The sequence below is a fragment of the Rummeliibacillus pycnus genome, from assembly GCF_002884495.1.
GTDB lineage: Bacteria > Bacillota > Bacilli > Bacillales_A > Planococcaceae > Rummeliibacillus > Rummeliibacillus pycnus.
Map to the genome: position 1 here is coordinate 1,296,315 of NZ_KZ614145.1, position 17,077 is coordinate 1,313,391.

At 30.3% G+C, this 17,077-nt stretch carries 14 protein-coding genes and 1 riboswitch; of the genes, 2 read left to right on the forward strand and 12 right to left on the reverse strand.

Annotation, left to right across the window (positions count from 1 at the left end):
* Window positions 1–45: 45 nt before the first annotated feature.
* On the reverse strand, window positions 46–1,041 hold the full coding sequence (locus CEF14_RS06580; RefSeq protein ID WP_245890247.1) for a VanW family protein: 996 nt from the start codon (window positions 1,039–1,041) through the stop codon (window positions 46–48).
* A 177-nt stretch (window positions 1,042–1,218) separates the two neighbouring features.
* Here CEF14_RS06580 and CEF14_RS06585 point away from each other — a divergent pair, with 177 nt between their 5' ends.
* Both CEF14_RS06585 and psiE read left to right on the forward strand, forming a co-directional pair.
* The gene (locus CEF14_RS06585) at window positions 1,219–3,225 is read left to right on the forward strand and encodes a catalase (protein WP_102692118.1); all 2,007 of its coding nucleotides are present in this window, start codon (window positions 1,219–1,221) and stop codon (window positions 3,223–3,225) included.
* A 358-nt stretch (window positions 3,226–3,583) separates the two neighbouring features.
* Entirely contained in the window at window positions 3,584–4,051 is a 468-nt protein-coding gene (gene psiE, locus CEF14_RS06590) for a phosphate-starvation-inducible protein PsiE (RefSeq protein WP_102692119.1), read from the forward strand.
* A 205-nt stretch (window positions 4,052–4,256) separates the two neighbouring features.
* Here the strand turns inward: psiE and CEF14_RS06595 are convergent, their stop codons facing one another.
* From CEF14_RS06595 to CEF14_RS06645, 11 genes are all read right to left on the reverse strand, one after another.
* Window positions 4,257–5,147, reverse strand: coding sequence for a 3-hydroxyacyl-CoA dehydrogenase (locus CEF14_RS06595; protein ID WP_102692120.1), 891 nt, complete (start codon window positions 5,145–5,147; stop codon window positions 4,257–4,259).
* A 393-nt stretch (window positions 5,148–5,540) separates the two neighbouring features.
* The gene (locus tag CEF14_RS06600; RefSeq protein ID WP_102692121.1) at window positions 5,541–5,999 is read right to left on the reverse strand and encodes an OsmC family protein; all 459 of its coding nucleotides are present in this window, start codon (window positions 5,997–5,999) and stop codon (window positions 5,541–5,543) included.
* Window positions 6,000–6,103: 104 nt separating this feature from the next.
* A riboswitch (SAM riboswitch) is annotated at window positions 6,104–6,225 on the reverse strand.
* Between the two features lie 199 nt (window positions 6,226–6,424).
* Window positions 6,425–7,012, reverse strand: coding sequence for a Maf family protein (locus tag CEF14_RS06605; RefSeq protein ID WP_102692122.1), 588 nt, complete (start codon window positions 7,010–7,012; stop codon window positions 6,425–6,427).
* A gap of 104 nt (window positions 7,013–7,116) precedes the next feature.
* A complete protein-coding gene (locus CEF14_RS06610; RefSeq protein ID WP_102692123.1) occupies window positions 7,117–7,605 on the reverse strand; it encodes a metal-dependent hydrolase in 489 nt (162 codons plus the stop codon).
* Between the two features lie 539 nt (window positions 7,606–8,144).
* On the reverse strand, window positions 8,145–9,143 hold the full coding sequence (locus CEF14_RS06615) for a polysaccharide deacetylase family protein (RefSeq protein WP_102692124.1): 999 nt from the start codon (window positions 9,141–9,143) through the stop codon (window positions 8,145–8,147).
* Window positions 9,144–9,365: 222 nt separating this feature from the next.
* Window positions 9,366–10,844, reverse strand: coding sequence for a lipopolysaccharide biosynthesis protein (locus CEF14_RS06620; protein ID WP_102692125.1), 1,479 nt, complete (start codon window positions 10,842–10,844; stop codon window positions 9,366–9,368).
* Window positions 10,845–10,926: 82 nt separating this feature from the next.
* Window positions 10,927–11,697 carry a hypothetical protein gene (locus CEF14_RS18960; protein WP_170061462.1) on the reverse strand — a complete coding sequence of 257 codons (771 nt, stop codon included), beginning with the start codon at window positions 11,695–11,697 and terminating at the stop codon, window positions 10,927–10,929.
* Window positions 11,698–12,223: 526 nt separating this feature from the next.
* Window positions 12,224–13,426, reverse strand: coding sequence for a glycosyltransferase (locus tag CEF14_RS06630; RefSeq protein ID WP_102692127.1), 1,203 nt, complete (start codon window positions 13,424–13,426; stop codon window positions 12,224–12,226).
* Between the two features lie 38 nt (window positions 13,427–13,464).
* Entirely contained in the window at window positions 13,465–14,601 is a 1,137-nt protein-coding gene (locus CEF14_RS06635; protein WP_102692128.1) for a glycosyltransferase family 4 protein, read from the reverse strand.
* A 111-nt stretch (window positions 14,602–14,712) separates the two neighbouring features.
* Window positions 14,713–15,819: a glycosyltransferase family 4 protein gene (locus CEF14_RS06640; protein ID WP_102692129.1), complete on the reverse strand. Its 1,107-nt coding sequence runs from the start codon at window positions 15,817–15,819 to the stop codon at window positions 14,713–14,715.
* Between the two features lie 265 nt (window positions 15,820–16,084).
* Window positions 16,085–17,074 carry an ATP-grasp domain-containing protein gene (locus CEF14_RS06645; protein WP_102692130.1) on the reverse strand — a complete coding sequence of 330 codons (990 nt, stop codon included), beginning with the start codon at window positions 17,072–17,074 and terminating at the stop codon, window positions 16,085–16,087.
* Window positions 17,075–17,077 lie beyond the last annotated feature (3 nt).

The following is a 17,077-nucleotide window of genomic DNA, read 5'->3' on the forward strand; positions in this document are numbered from 1 at the left end:
TAGATGGGTTTTAAATCTGTATAGCATACACGAATAGTGTTTAAATCATTTCTTTAATCTCAGTTCCTCAGCATATCTTTTTGCCGTTCTAACTTCAATGGTTAATGAGCTTCTACCATAATAGGTTTTGATCAAAAATGGGGCGCCACTTGTATTCTGAAATCTAAAATCTAAGGTACCATATGACACTGTGGCATCCCTTCCAACCGGTACGTAGCCTATATTAATCGAATGATGATGTCTTTCTATATATTTCACCTGTAATTGATCCACTACGTTAAAAAGAGTTGAAGATGTTTGGCAAACTCCTCCTCCAATTCCCATTACAAGCTTTTTGTTGATGATCTCAGGTGCAGGTTGGTAACCATTTTCTTTATCCCTCGGTCCGACCATCGTGTTAAATGAAAAATAATCCCCTACACCAACAATTACATTGTTTAAAGCTTTTGCAGAAAGCTCTACATTTCTGTTTCTTTTTTCTTTAGATGGATTAAAATACGTTGTATAGGAAGCAACCCTTACTTCTTCAAATGATGAGACCTCATTTGAATTATAATTACTATTTGTTATATCTAATGGCAATTCAACAACCCCACCGATCAGAGATGTCTTCAAAAGACTATCTACAAGTTCTCTTTCTTTTAAAATAACCAAAGGGTTACCTTTCAAAATCTCTCCATTTCCCCCTATTTTATCAAGCCTCATTCTTTGATCGTAACCAGCAGTTGTTTTTGTACCATTTGCTAATTCTTTTGCAATTTCCTTTATCTTATTTACATATTCTTCATAATTTGTTTCAAACCATAGCTCTTTTGGTGAAAAAGTTCTAATAACTTCTGAAGTATTCGGATCAACAATATCAATAACAGCTGGTTCAGGTTCTACTTTCTTTTTATTTTTACGTTCTTTTGCTTTTGCTTCAAGTTGTTGATCAGTCTCTGATACCTTCTTGTCTAACCCTTTCTCCTGTACCGATGTACCAAGACATCCTGACAATCCGATTGAACATACTAATAATAGGACAACCATCCATTTTTTCATCACAAACTTTTTTAACACCTACCCATAAAATGATTCACTTTGACGTTTTATTCAATACTATTTAAACCTGTATGGACTCTTATATTGCCTCATTATGAACTTACAAATACTAAAATGTTTTATTACGAGTAAAAAAGGACATGAATAGTATATGCTGATTAATTTGGAGGTAATTTTATGACAAATAAAAAGGATGACCAATTAAAAAAATTTACAATTAATACTGAAAATCAGGCACCTTTAACAACCAATCAAGGTGTGAAAATAACTGAGGATGAGTTTTCCTTAAAAGCGGGTTTACGTGGTCCTACTCTTATGGAGGATTTTCATTTTAGAGAGAAGATGACGCATTTTGATCATGAGCGAATCCCTGAACGAATTGTTCATGCACGTGGCGTAGGTGCTCATGGTATTTTTCAACTTTATGAATCATTAGATGCCTTTACAAAAGCTGATTTTCTAACAGATACCTCTAAAATTACGCCCGTATTTGTCCGTTTCTCAACTGTTCAAGGATCAAAAGGATCAGCCGATACAGTTCGAGATGTGCGTGGATTCGCAACAAAATTTTATACAGATGAAGGTAATTTTGATTTAGTAGGAAATAATATGCCTGTATTCTTTATTCAAGATGCGATTAAATTCCCTGATTTTGTTCATGCCGTAAAACCTGAACCAGATACCGATATACCACAAGGTGCTAGTGCTCATGACACATTTTGGGACTTTATCGGGCAAAATCCAGAATCAGCTCATATGGTGATGTGGCTAATGAGTGACCGTGCAATCCCCCGTAGCTTAAGGATGATGGAAGGTTTTGGTGTTCATACTTTCCGTCTTATAAATGCAAATGGTGAAGCTCATTTCGTCAAATTCCACTGGAAGCCTAAACTTGGGCTGCATTCTTTAGTTTGGGATGAAGCACAAAGAATTTCAGGAAAAAACCCTGACTTCCATCGTCAAGATTTATATGATGCTATTGATCAAGGAGAATATCCAGAATGGGAACTTGGCTTACAAATCATACCTGAAGAAAACGAACATCAATTTGATTTTGATATTTTAGATCCTACTAAAATTTGGCCAGAAGAAGATGTTCCCGTGAAAATAGTCGGAAAAATGACTTTGAATCGAAATGTAGATAACTTCTTTGCCGAAACGGAGCAAGTTGCTTTTCACCCTGGTCATGTAGTACCAGGAATTGATTTCTCAAATGATCCACTATTACAAGGACGTTTGTTCTCTTATACAGACACGCAACTTTCTCGATTAGGAGGGCCGAATTTTCACCAAATCCCCATTAACCGACCTGTTTGCCCTTTCACTAACAATCAACGTGATGGTATTCATCAAATGATTATTCATAAGGGACAAACAAGTTATCATCGAAATGCATTAAATAACAATCAACCTGAACCGGTTTCAGTTAATCAAGGTGGATATGAACATCACCAAGAAAAAGTAGACGGACGTAAAATTAGAGGGCGCAGTGAAAGTTTCCGTGATTTTTTCTCACAAGCAAAATTATTTTATAACTCTCTTGCTTCCTATGAACAACAACATCTAAAAAATGCACTTAGCTTTGAAATTGGTAAATGTAAATCGGAAATGGTGAAAATTAATGCGGTGGCCATTTTAAATCATATTGATCGACAAATGGCACAAGAAGTGGCAAATACTTTAGGGGTTCCATTACCTAAAGAAAATTACGAAGTTACATCAACTAAAAAGTCACCTGCACTGAGCATGGCCAATACAATTTTCAAAACTGATACGAAGAAAGTTGCTATTTTACTTAACGGGAATCCAGATGAAGAACAATTGAGAAAATGGACAATGGCACTCCTTGAACACAAAATAGCTTATACCATCGTAGATCAGAAAATCCATGATTTAAATTATACTGGAAGAGTAAATGAAACTTATGAAATTGCAGATCCAACACTTTTTGATGCATTTTTATTAATTAGTAATGAAAATGACATTGCAAGACCCGCTTTAGAGTTCATTGAAACAGGATTTAAGCATTACAAACCAATTGCATTTGCCCTTAGCCATCCTAAGCCTATAGAATTCAGCCGCGTAAAATTAAATTCTGCTGGAGTCTACGATTTGACAAGTTCTGTGATTGATCCATTTATTGAAGGAATTGCAAAAGGACGATTTTGGGAACGACAACTATAATTTTTTAACAAATCACCATATTTATTCTTAAGAATTAGTCCATCTGTGTAACAACTCGCAGATGGGCTATTTTATGTATAAACAATTAGGTATAGTTCACTTGATATAAGATTTATTCATATAGAACATAACAAAAAAAGATAGAATACTCCCCTTATCTATATTAAAGGTAAGTTTTTTCATTTTTCTTGTAAAATTGTCAGCGTACGATTAAAATAACACGATCATGATAATGATAAATCTAAAATTAATTTCACTGAATAATTTTCAAAACTTTCGTGAAAATTACATTAAATTTGCATTTCTATAAAAGATAAATTGTATACTTTATCTAAGATAATTGAATGGGGGGATGTTAATGGAAAAATCAAAAAAATTTCTATTTGAAATGCAGCATATTGTTCCAAAATTTCTACAATGGTTTCTAAATATTTGTTTAATGACACTTGCACTATTTTTAGCTTTTCTCATGCTTAAAGAGCTCTTCGTATTCTTCAATATCTTATTTAATCACCATAAGACCGCTCGAGAACAAGAAGTTTTCTTAGCGAACATCTTAATCTTCTTCCTCTACTTTGAGTTTATTACAATGATTGTCAAATATTTTAAAGAGGATTACCATTTCCCGCTTCGCTATTTTATCTATATCGGTATTACAGCGATGATTCGCCTTGTTATCATCGATCACACCAATGCTAAGAGCATGCTTCTTTATGCCATCGTTATTCTTCTTCTCATTATTAGTTACTTCATCATCAATATCACACCATTAGAACGCCCAAAGAAATTCTGGTATAGGAATCCTAAAGGTAAAAGGATTGAATAATACCTATTCTTTTAAAAGAATATCAAAAACGATATGATGGTTTCCAAAATCATGACATTCTTTTATCAATTACGACAAATTACTTCATTTTTCAAAATTTTAAGAAATTATATTTCCTAGGAAATAATTAGAATCCTTCAATTGTAGAAATTTTACTCATAAGAAAAGAGAGTTACCATCTAAGTAACTCCCTTTGAAAATTATATCAGGCTTTTAAGAAAGCTGGATCTAAGTATGCAGGATTTGGATATTTATAAAAACCTTCTCCTGAACCTTTACCTGTTTTCCCTTTATCTAGGTACTCATTTTTTAGTAAATCTGCAATTGGTTGAGCTGCCGGATTGTGTTTTGCTTCATTCGATACAATGTTATAGGCTGTTTGAAGACCAACGACATCAAGAATTGCAAATGGTCCCATTGGTGCTCCTGTTGCAAGCATCCAAGTTTTATCGATTGTTTCTGGATCAGCAACACCTTTAGCTAGTAATGTTTGTCCAGCATTTAATAATGGCACTAGTAATGAATTCAAAATATATCCAGGTTGTTCTTTTAAAATATGAAGAGGAATCATACCGATCGTTCTTGCAAATTCTATTAATTGTTCTTCATATTGTTTATCTGTACCTGAATGTCCCATTACTTCAGCTGTATTGTTTTTCCATACTTCGTTTGCAAAGTGTAAAGCTAAAAATTTCTCTGGGCGACCTGTATATTCTGCAAATTGGCTTGGCAACATTGTTGATGAGTTAGATGCGAAAACCGTTTTTTCTGGTGCAACAGTTGCTAACTCTTTATAGAAATTTGTTTTAATTTCAACTATTTCAGGAACAGATTCAATCAGTAAATCAGCATCCTTTACTGCATCTTTTAGATTTGAGCTGAACGTAAAACGTTTAAGTGCAGCAGAAGCTTTTTCTTCGTCTTTGAAATACTCTGCATAAACATCCTTTAACCCGTTTAAACGTTTTTTCGCTTTTTCAAGAGCTTCATCATTAATATCATAAACACTTACATTATAACCATGAAAAGCAGTTTGGAACGCAATTTGACTTCCTAAAACTCCACTACCAGCAACAGTAATATTTTTGAAATCCATTTGAATTAACTCCCTTTGAATAGATTTAACTACATACACATCATTGCACTTAGAATATTGAAAGTCAATTAAAAAGTGAGTAATTACTAACTAATTTATTTTTTTATTTCACAGAATAGCCTTAAATAGTAAACGTGTAGATTCTATTCACTGTTCTTAGTTTGTGTTAAAAACAAAAGACCATTTGAAAAGAAATTCAAATGGCCTTTGTTTTTAAATTTGATTAATTGAAATAATTTTATCTATTCGAATCAATTTATAAATAGTGTTCCAGTAGAAAAAGAAATGTAAACGCATTTCCTGAGACTCGCCGTCTTCCGCTTCATTACTATAACATAGATTTATATTTTCTAATTTTAAACTATGAAATATGAAGAGGATACAAAAAAATATTTATTTCTTAACCTCTCTGTTCTCAATTACCACTCCAGAGGAAACTAAATTTACTGAATTAGCAATTGTATCACCCACAGGACAATGCGCTTCAATGAATTTTTTAAACTCCTCTACTTTTTCAAATGGTGCATTTGTTTCAATATGAAAAGTATATCTGATTGATAAAAAACCAGGTCTTACATCAGATTTTCCAAAAAAGCCATCTAAGTCAATGTCACCTTCTAATTCAACCCAAAACTTTTGAAGATCAATCCCAAACTTCTTTGCGTATGTTCTAGCGACAATTGATTGGCATGCTCCTAAAGAGGTCAGCAAAAGTTCTACAGGATTCGCTCCTTTATCTGTACCCCCTAAATTTTCAGGTTCATCAATAATGATTTTGTGACCTCTTACTTCCCCTTCCACCAAAACATTTTCTTTTAAATATGTGTTTGCTTTAACTGTTGTAACTGCCATTTGATCTCTCTCCTTTTCATTAAAATTTTATGTGAAATTAAAAACCCCTCTCAAGGAAACGAGAAGGGCTACAAAATTAAAGTCAAAACTAATTCTGCATCACCTTCTCATCTTCGGAATAACTTTCTATTCCTCTGAATTTGGCACCGTGCAGATCTTGAATACTAAGACTATGCTGGTTGCCGAGAGTTCATAGGGTCAGTCCCTCCCTCTCTCTTGATAAGAAGAATTTTATTTCTTATTAAACTTATAGGAATTTATAAAATTATATTACCATCAACTAAATGAATAGTCAATTAATTTTGAAATTTTAAAATTTGTAGCTATAACTATTTTCATAAAGCCAGTTTTGACTTAACTTGATATCAAAAAACCAATTGTGAAATTTCAACAATTGGTCATATAATAGTTGTTTCATTATTTTCTTAAAGTGAAATCAATTTTAATGAGATAAGGTGTTCACACAATGTGGCTAATGGTAAACCCACTACATTTAAATAATCTCCTTCGATTCGGTCAACTAAAAATACACCCTCAGTTTGGATACCGTATCCACCTGCTTTATCAAACGGATCTCCAGTTGCAACATAAGCTTCTATAAGTTCATCCGATACATTTTTGAAAATGACTTTCGTTTTTTCTACAAATGTAGTTTCCTCTCCGTTTTCTTCAATAATTGCGACAGCTGTTAAAACCTCGTGTGCTGTGCCTCGTAAAGTACGGAGGTGGGATATTGCTTCGTCATGACTAGTTGGTTTATGAAGTAACCGATTGTCTTTCGCAACTATTGTATCTGCACCAACTACTACTCTCCCTGGTACTTTTTTTGCAACATCACGAGCTTTTAATAAAGCTACTTCTTTAACATATTGTGAGACTTCTGTAGCTTGTACACTCGTTTCTTCAACATCTGATGTAACGATATCAAATGGAATATTCAATCGTGCAAAGATTTCTTTTCGACGTGGTGATGCAGATGCTAATATAAATGATTTTGATGTATGAAATTGCATATATACTCTTCACTCCTCCTTTTAATCATACAAGAAATAGATGTATATTTAAATTTTTATCCAATAAAAATCCCTTATATCTACGAAGACATAAGGGAATGATCTTATTTCAAAATGAACGAATGACTAATTGTTTCAAATCCTAAATAGACGCAAAGTACTGTTAGTAGGATCGTCACAATGTCTTCTGTTTTACTTCCTGTACGTGTCGTAACAGGAAAACGTACGTTTATATTTAGTGGAAATAATAATTTAATTCCTTTTTTTGTAGCCATATCGAGCATATAATGACTCATCATTCCTATTAAGATTCCCGCTTTGAATGATTCATTTGATATGTAGTTATTCATAAACATTCCGATTAGGAATAAAAATAACAAACTATGCGTGAATGATCGATGTCCAAATATGTTATGGACGATTTTGGATATCAGAGGAAATGTCCGACCAATTTTACTTCCTGTATGACAAATATCAGGAAGTAATGCACCAATTACACTCGCGCCAACGAGCACTAATGAATCATAATTTGAAACTTGTTCTAAAGCAAGACCTGCTGCAATTCCGCCTATGATGTGAGTATTTCCTGTCATGCTTGTAAATCTCCTTGTTTTTACCAAAAGATTGTTCGCCAAATGGCTTTTAATCTTATGTATTAAAACTAGTATAATAGAACATTAGTTCGTTTTCAATAAAAAATGGTATTTATCTACTCTTGAATTATTAAAGTGATAATTCCGTACAAATATTTAGTAAAGAAATATTTAATTAATACAGTCTTACAAATAGTCTTCTATCTCAAAACCAAGAACATTCCACATTATTGAGTATTTTCTTGATACACAATGTTTAACTAAGTAGTTCTGTCAAGACATTTAGTTTGTTCGATCAAAGATCAATACTCCTCACGAAACCAATTTTCGCTTGAATGAAAATAAGATGGAGTGTAACTATTAACTCTCTTAGAATAGCTCTTCAGTAATTCCAATTATTAATTTTGAGAATTTGACATTATAAATAGTAAATTTTAGTTATTTTCCACAGTATTTAACCAAATATACTTAAAACAAACACATAAATGCACCGAATTTAATATAATTTTCAGTCTATTCCAATGGTAGAATCATCACATTTATCCATCTTCCTTCTTAACTTGATCAACATCTAGTAGATCTGCTATATCTTTCATTGAATAACTATTAAATTGATACTTGTCTTTTAACATTACATAATGTTGCAAAATATTTTCTAATTCAGCAAAACTCTCATCAATATCCTTACCCATATTATGCGGATGCCACCATAAATGATAGAGACTTTGATTCTTTGCAGCCAAAGTCATGGATTCTGTAATGCGTTTGTAACGTAATTTTTTTAACAATGGTAATTTATAATTTATTGATCTCAAAAAAGCACTAGCTGGAATATTATAGATTGGATCTTTTTTAATATCCGTTAACTTATAAAAATGCTGTCCCGTAAGATTTAAAAAAGTATCTACCAATTTAATCCATCTCTTAAATTGCGACTGATTTGAATAACTTGGTTCATATATCCAGTGGTTTTCATTTCCCCTATATAATTTAATTCCTTTTTCTTTGCAAATTTGAAGATATGTTTTATTAACCTGATTTCTCGGAAATACAATAGATTGAATTTGATAACCTTTCTTATCTGCAATACATAAGGCGGATTGCATATCTGCTTGAAATTCCACCTCTTTTTGTCCTGGTTCTAAACAATAATAATGTGAAAATGTATGTGTTGCTAATTCTTGATTTTCTGTATTACCAATTAATTTAACGAGAGACGAGCCAAAAAATAAAGGCTCTTCAAGTTCATTTTCACCTATTTTTCTTAAAATGGGGTAAGGAGATAATTTTTGATTTTTGTATGATGGTTTTACTTCCGGACTAAACTTTTCCATTTCCTGTTTGTTATTGGCATATAATAAGCCAACAGTTGCCCATGTTGCATGTATTCCATATTTTTCGAATAATTCCAGCATTCTTGGAATCACTTTTCTCGAACCTATCAGATTATTATCATACTCTCCCTTAGAATAAACATCATGCACACCCCATTTCAATTCAAAATCAAGTGATATTATAAGTCCTCCCTTATTGATCATTCCTCGAAATCCCCTTCTTTATCTTTCCAATTAAATTTCATCATCAAATTTCTCTCCTTTTTAAAAATAGTTATAACTGGTAGTACTTTTTCTTTTCTCTATATTTAGAGTATTATTGAATGATGGATTTATTACAAAAAATGGGATATTTTAAATTTCTAGAATTCTACTCTATTTCTATGATCTACTTAAAAAGAAATAGAAACGGTAGTACTTTTTTATTTATAAACCTTTAATTGTATTCTCTTTTAACAATTTATTTCTTTTAAATCGCTCTTTCAAAGTCAATACTAGATAAGTAAAACATTCAAGTTTAAATATTTTCGCTAATCCAAAATACAAAATTATTCCGACAATTACTTGACAAACTATGGTCAGCATTTCAGATAACTCAAACCATTGAATGGTATAAACTACAGTTCCCATTACAAACGATAAAAGTAATGAAGGAAATATATCTTTAGATTGCTCTTGTAAACTGTAGTCAATTAATTTTATATTTGGATATGCATTTATAAAACTTGAGATTATACTGCAAATGATTGCTGCCCAAACGATTGCGTAAATTCCAAATGGTATACTAATAACTAAAATAATGGATTCCGTAACTTTTTTTATTATTTCAATTTTTAAAAAGATATCTCCTCGCCCTAAAGCACTAATAACCTGCAAATTCGCGGTATGTATTGGCCAAAGTGCACAAACCGCACAAAACATTTGCATATAAGGAACAGCAGGTAACCATTTTTCTGTTAATAGTATCTTGATTAATGGTTCTGATATAATAGCTAGTCCTATTAACAACGGGAACACAATAAATGAGCTTGTAACAATTGATCTTCGAACAATTTCTTTTACTCTTTTTTTATCGTCTTGATGAGACGATAGAGTTGGTAACATTACTGATTGTATTGAACCATCGATATTACTTACAATAAGTGTGGGAAATTGTTCCCCTCTATTATAGAAACCGAGCGTTGAAGGGCTAAAAAATTTAGCTATTATGAGACTTCGTAAATTTGAATATAAAGCAGTTATAAGTGATGAAATCAATAATTTCCAACCTAATGAAAATAAACTCTTGATAGATAAAATTGAAAAGATAAACCGTGGTCTCCACTTTACAATGAACCATAGGGTTATTGTAATTAGAAATTGATTACTCAATTGTTGTATTAGTAAAGCCCACACTCCAAAACTTGCATAAGCCAATATTATCCCAACCGAACCAGATATAATGATTGCACAAAAACTACTAATAAATAACTTTTTAAAATGCATATTTCTTGAGAGAATCGCAATCTGTATTGAGTTAATAGAACAAAAAAACACCGTTAAAGATAGTATTCTGATCATTATTAAGAAATTTGGTTGTTTAAAAAAAGTAGCTATATAAGGAGCAGTAATATAAAGTACAACATATAATAGAATAGCAACCAATAAATTTAAATAAAAAACAGAGGAATAATCAACTTCATCTGTGTCTTTCTTCTGAATAAGTGCAGTATTAAAACCACCCTGCACTAAAATTTCAGCTATTGATGTAAAAATGGTAATAAGAACGATTAATCCAAATTCTTCAGGCAACAAGAGGCGTGCCAACACTATATTTACAATAAATTGGATCCCATATGTCCCACGTTCCATAAGTTTCCAAAAAAGCGAATGAAGCACTTCAGATTTAGTTATTTCATTTCTCAACTAATCAACTTCCTTCTTGCTCCTAATATAAAAAACTTTTAGAGTGATTTAAGTATTTTGAATTTCCGAAAATTAGTAAAATTTATCCCCCTTTATAAGTTAATGAAAATAATATTAATAATAGTTGTATTGGAAAAAAATCCATAACAAAAGAGTCTAATGATATATTAGCAATCAATAATATATAAAGAGGGATGCTATTAATGGAAAATAACTGATAGTATTTTTTCTGTTTCAAATTATTAGCTAATGCTTCGATAATAGTAAAAAAATAAAAAATTGAAATAACCGATCCAATTATCCCCATGTAATAGAGCATTGTTAAATACATATTATGAGCCATAATATTACTTAATTTCCCAGATCCAAACCCTGCACCAAAACAAAGTACTTTGAAATCATTTATTATTTCTGCAAAGAACATTTTCCATAAAATACTTCTTCCTGTAGTCAACCCCGCAATATCTTGTCCAGAGGAGATAAATCTTTGTGAAAACAAATTATAAATATTATCATAGAAAAAATATGCAAATATTCCACCCGAAAATAATAATGAAAAGATGAATTTTATCCCAAAAACAATGTTATTTCTTACAAAAGCTACTGCAGCTATTATTAATAAGAATAAAAAAGAAATTAAATACATTTTAGATACGGAAAAAAAACCAAATACGCCTAGAGCCATAGCTAAAAATATTGATGTTTTTTTCCCTACTTGTTTGTAATAAATATTTATTATTAAACATGATATTGCAATTAATATTTGAATCGAATAATAATTTGGATCCAAATCAAGTCCTGCAAACCTTGTATTTAATTTTCCTTCAAGAATCAGGGTTTGAACAGTTGCCATCTTTATAATATAATCATTTAAATTTGATATCACATAACTTAAAAGTCTAACAATACTAGATAAAAATAATCCGTAAGAATATATAAGTATATATCTATTGAACAGTCTATTATCATTTAGAAATAGTACTGCAAAAAAAATCACTGTAAAATTTAATAAAAATCCTAGTACTGTAGATATTGTCCCTCCACTAAAGATGGGTATTGCAATAACATATGCAACGAATAATAGATAGCTTCCCAACAATTTAATTTTAAATTTACTATTATGAATAATCATATAAATAATGCAAACAATTATATACAAAGCCGAAATAAATAAAAACATCGAGAACTGGTTAAAATTAAATTTTAATGCATAAACCCAGGAAACAAAAAATAATAAATAATCAAATTTAAACTCAATACGATCAAATACTATAGCGGCACAAATCATTAGCATAAACAATACTAGATAAATATTATTATTTGTATACATTTTTAGAACGACTAATATACTGGATATTGTACAAATTATTAGACTACCATTATCTTTTTTTATAATCTCCATCTTCTAGACTTATCACCTCTGAAAATTGCTTTAAAGAAATACTATTATTGATAGTATTTCTTTTATTATTATTTTTTAAATTTTCAATCATTTTAGGTTTTTTTAATAATTTTTTTATTGCAACAAAAATATTTTCTATTGCCATATCAGTGATAATTCCATTATGATTATTGATTATTTGCTCACTAACAGCAGCATAGCTTGTTGTCACTACAGGAGTTTGTAAAATTAGCGCCTCGCCAATAACCATCGGATAACCCTCATATGCTGAAGTTAGGATAAAGATGTCACTTTCTTTAATATACGGATAGGGATTTACTTTTTCTCCTACAAATTCTACTAAATCTAAAACATCTAATTTACTAGCAATTTGTTTATTCAATTCAAAATCAGGACCGTCTCCAATGATTCTCCATTTAAAATTAGTTATCAAATCATCTTTTAGCATTTTACATATTTCTGGTATTATATTATACCGTTTAGTGGAATTCTCCATTCTTCCAACTGAAACAATATTTATTTTATCTTTTTCAAATGGTGTATATTCATTAGATCGTTCCATTATTTCTTCCTTTGGTAAAAAGTTATATACAACATAAGTTTTCTTTGAAAATTCAGGGAAAATTTCGATAAATTTACTTCTACAAGCTTTTGATACACAAACAATTTTATCGAAGTTTTTATAACTATTATGAGAAGAACTGTATTCAAATTCTGCCTTCTTTGGATCTGTATGGATCCATGCAATTTTACGCTTCGCATTAATAAATTCCATTACAAATTGATTTGTACCACGGTTAAAATAACCTTTTTGTACATCATTAAAATATGAAATAGCTATATCATAATTATCAAATTCTTTTTGTCTTTTAAAAAGTATATTGTAGAACATTTCTGAACCTATTATTCTAACTAAAATCATACATAGTATTCTCAAAATAATGTGTAAAAAATTCCTGTTTTTAATCACTATTGAGAAAGGAGTCGCGGTTAATCTTAAAAGCAATGTACCGATCCTCACAGTTACTTTACCAGGAATCTCTTTCATCAATATTCCATCTCCAAATGAAAAGACATCTATTTCATATTTATTGTCTATCTGCAGTTCTTTAATCAAATTAACAAGTGCTTTTTGAATACCACCCATTTGCAAGTTTTGTGCAACAAATAAGATTTTCATAATATTTTTGCCCCTTCACCCTACTTAGATAATGCAATTTAAACTATTTCCTCATAGAAATTTATTAATCTTTGTTCCATTTCATTCCATCTATAATTTTTTAAATATATTTGTTGCATTCTGATAGCAATCGTTGGCCACTCATTTTTACGACTAATCAATTTTTTTATTGCTTTTTTAAGACTATCTTTATTGTAATCAATAACCTCCCCTATATTATGTTTTACTACTAATTCAGACATTCCTGTATTTTTTACCATAATTATCGGTTTGCCAAGTGCTAACGATTCATAAAACTTATTAGGAGCTGCATAATAATGATTTCCGATTGAAGGATCGTAAATAGCTGTCATAATGTCACAACTATTTTCTAATTCTAAAGTTTTGTGATATGGTAATTTCCCATAATAAATAATATTATTATATTGATAACTCATTTGTTCAAAATACTTTTCATATTTTCCAAATCCACCAATATGAAGTTCACACTCTGGAATTTCTTTGATAACATCTGCTAATTCAATTAAGAATCTTAAATCTTGTAATATTCCTACATAAACTATTTTTATTTTATGTTGATTTAATTCTAATTTACTTAAATGCTTATGATTCAGTAGTGGAGTGTTGTGAATTACTTCTAACTTTTTGGGCTTTGCACTACCGATCTGCTCTTTTCTTTGTTCTGTGCAAATAATAGTTCCATCGGCAAAATTAATTATTTTATGCTGTAGATACACAATGTATTTTTGAAATATACTAGTTTTTTCGTTTTTTTGAGTATATAAATAATCAAAGATATCAAATATTATTTTTTTCTTAAAAATTTTCGCGCAATTATATGCTGTATAAGCTGTATCAAAATCACAAGCATGAATAATTTGATATTCATCTCGATGTTTATATAGCCAAATTAAAATTCTATACTGAAAAAATAGAAATGCTTTAAGATTTTTTTTTCCAGCTCCAAATTTAGCAGGAATTCCAAATCTATAAATCTTTGCTTTTCCATTTTTTAAATTTAGGTAAGACTCATTAATCTTATATTTAGAATCTCGATCCCAGGCTAAAATTTTTACATCATATCCCGATTTAATAAGTGTATTAACTTCTTTTTCTACTCTTGAATCTGGATCAATCGGGTTTGAACGTAAAAATACAACACTTACTTTCTTCATATGAAAGCTCCTCTTATAAATAGACGTAATTTGTCTAAATAGCTCTTTCTATTTATATACATCTAATTCATCATAATTACCCTAAACAAATTCCATAAATATAAAATAAATTCAATTTATATCAGCATAAATAGCTTGTATTTTAATAAGAACACTATTAATATCAAATTCTTTTGCTTTTTCTTTGTTTTGATAACTTATACTGTTGTTATTTGCTATTTCCTTAAACATTTTATCTATTAATATAGACATTCCTTTTACATCACTTGGTTTTATGATAAATCCGTTTTTTTTATTTTCGATAAGTTCCCTATTCCCTCGAATATCTGAACATATAATTGGTAAACCGCTGGCCATTGCTTCCATTACAGCTACTGGTAAACCTTCTCTATAAGATGGGAAAACAAATAAATCTACAACTTTGCAAATTTCTGCAATATCTGTTCGATATCCTAAAAATTTAACTTGTTTTTTTATATTTAATCTTTCTGCCAAAGTTATTAAATATGATTCTAATGGTCCTTCTCCACAAATTAAATAATGTATTTTCGGATTATTTAATCTTGCTATTGCATTAATAACCGTTTCATGGTTTTTATTTTTATTTAGCTCCCCTACAGATAGAACGCAATAAGCTTCCAATGGTATTTCTAATTCATCTCTTTTTGCTGCTCTGTCAACTACAACTTCACTAAATTTTTTCGAATCAAATCCAACGCCTTTAATGTATTCTACTTTTTTGGCTTTAAATGACTTTGCTCTCTTAAAATCCTCTTTATTTATAGTAATTAATACATCAGTATCTCTTGATAAGATGTATTCAATAGGATAATATAATAGCCAATTTCTAATAGGTGCACCTTTATAAAAGTGAAAACCATGTGCAGTGTATATTAGTTTAATATTCGATTTTTTTCTACTTGCGAATCTAACATATGCTGCAGCTACAGGTGTGTGTACATGAATTAAATCATAGTTTTCATTATTGATAAGATGAACTATTTTCTTATATGCTTGAAAATTTTGCTTTGCTAGGGGTGTCCTTTGGAAATTTATATCTATTACCTTACACCCCCGTTCTAAAAGAGCTGGGCTAATCTCTTTTTTAATATTACATGCAATATCCACAGTATGTCCTTGATCTAAAAGTAATTCGATATGTGGAATAAAAAAGGCATTAATTGTATTTGATATTGTTGTTGCATACAATACTTTCATGCATTCTTTTCCTTTCGTCACCTAATTTTTCTATATACACAACTTTTTCGCATTTGTCATGAATCAAAAACAATTCAGTCAAGATAAAGCCGATCTTTAACAATTGGAAACACAATATTTTATTAATTGTAGACTTACAGGACTGCCCCTTAGTCAACAATATTTTTTCTTATTCAGCTACTATTTTCACCATTTGTTAAGTAACTTGCATGTTCAGTTACATTAAATTGAATAGTTCTATTAAAATTATCCATTATCTTTAAACTTAGTGTTCATTCTGATTAAACATGTCAGTTTTTTTTCTTATAATTACACTGTCATACATCATCATGAGTATATCTTCATCATAATTTCCAATATTGGTTGGATTTTGAATACCATTTAAATTATTTGCGATCAAGTTCATAAAATCTACGCCACAACGATATGCATGCAAATACGCACCGCCAAATCTTGGGTTAATTTCCGATATTATATAATCTCCATTTCTATAAAAGAAATCAATATCTATAGGGCCATTAAAATTGAATTTCGATATGATCTCTTCTACCATTTCGAAAAGTTTATAATCTATAAAAGAAATTGTTTTATTTGCTCCACCAATTTTTGTCTCCAGCTTTTTTTTGGCAAAAATACTTACAGGTTTCTTGCTAATCATATCTATATAAACATCCACATCTATATCAATAGCTTCTATAAATTCTTGAATAATTAAGTTTGATTCCACCGAACAAATAGATTTTAATTCTTCATAATTATTTATTTTTCTTGCCCCTACACTCGCACTTCCGGTTCTAGGTTTTACAAAAACGGGAAAACAGCATTCAGAGTTCTTATATGCAATACTGAACGAATCGATATCTTTAAACGTCTTAACTGTACTGATATTGTTTTGTGTTAAAAATTCAAACATTTCATATTTATCAAAGCATAATCTAGCTGATTTTAAATCTGGTGCCAAAACTTCAATTCCCATCGTTTTAAAGGCATCACGGTTTTCTGCAAGTATTTCTATCTCTGGATCTATAAATGTTGTTATCGCCTTAATTTCCTCTTTATTACATATTTCGAGAATAGTTGGTATATATTTTGCCTCTTTTATCTTTGGAACAATATACTGTTTATCAGCAATATATAGTGCTGGTGCTGTGTTTAAATTATCTGTTGCGATGATCTTTGAATTTTCTCCCAAGGATTCTTTAAAATATTTGATCAATTCTGCTCTTCTACCGACACTGCAAAATAACAAATTCATTTG

Bases quoted from the DNA above. Each gene is read 5' to 3' on its own strand.
- CEF14_RS06580 (WP_245890247.1), bottom strand. From the start codon at position 1,041: ATGAAAAAATGGATGGTTGTCCTATTATTAGTATGTTCAATCGGATTG.
- CEF14_RS06585 (WP_102692118.1), top strand. From the start codon at position 1,219: ATGACAAATAAAAAGGATGACCAATTAAAAAAATTTACAATTAATACT.
- psiE (WP_102692119.1), top strand. From the start codon at position 3,584: ATGGAAAAATCAAAAAAATTTCTATTTGAAATGCAGCATATTGTTCCA.
- CEF14_RS06595 (WP_102692120.1), bottom strand. From the start codon at position 5,147: ATGGATTTCAAAAATATTACTGTTGCTGGTAGTGGAGTTTTAGGAAGT.
- CEF14_RS06600 (WP_102692121.1), bottom strand. From the start codon at position 5,999: ATGGCAGTTACAACAGTTAAAGCAAACACATATTTAAAAGAAAATGTT.
- CEF14_RS06605 (WP_102692122.1), bottom strand. From the start codon at position 7,012: ATGCAATTTCATACATCAAAATCATTTATATTAGCATCTGCATCACCA.
- CEF14_RS06610 (WP_102692123.1), bottom strand. From the start codon at position 7,605: ATGACAGGAAATACTCACATCATAGGCGGAATTGCAGCAGGTCTTGCT.
- CEF14_RS06615 (WP_102692124.1), bottom strand. From the start codon at position 9,143: ATGATCAATAAGGGAGGACTTATAATATCACTTGATTTTGAATTGAAA.
- CEF14_RS18960 (WP_170061462.1), bottom strand. From the start codon at position 11,697: ATGGCAACTGTTCAAACCCTGATTCTTGAAGGAAAATTAAATACAAGG.
- CEF14_RS06630 (WP_102692127.1), bottom strand. From the start codon at position 13,426: ATGAAAATCTTATTTGTTGCACAAAACTTGCAAATGGGTGGTATTCAA.
- CEF14_RS06635 (WP_102692128.1), bottom strand. From the start codon at position 14,601: ATGAAGAAAGTAAGTGTTGTATTTTTACGTTCAAACCCGATTGATCCA.
- CEF14_RS06640 (WP_102692129.1), bottom strand. From the start codon at position 15,819: ATGAAAGTATTGTATGCAACAACAATATCAAATACAATTAATGCCTTT.
- CEF14_RS06645 (WP_102692130.1), bottom strand. From the start codon at position 17,074: ATGAATTTGTTATTTTGCAGTGTCGGTAGAAGAGCAGAATTGATCAAA.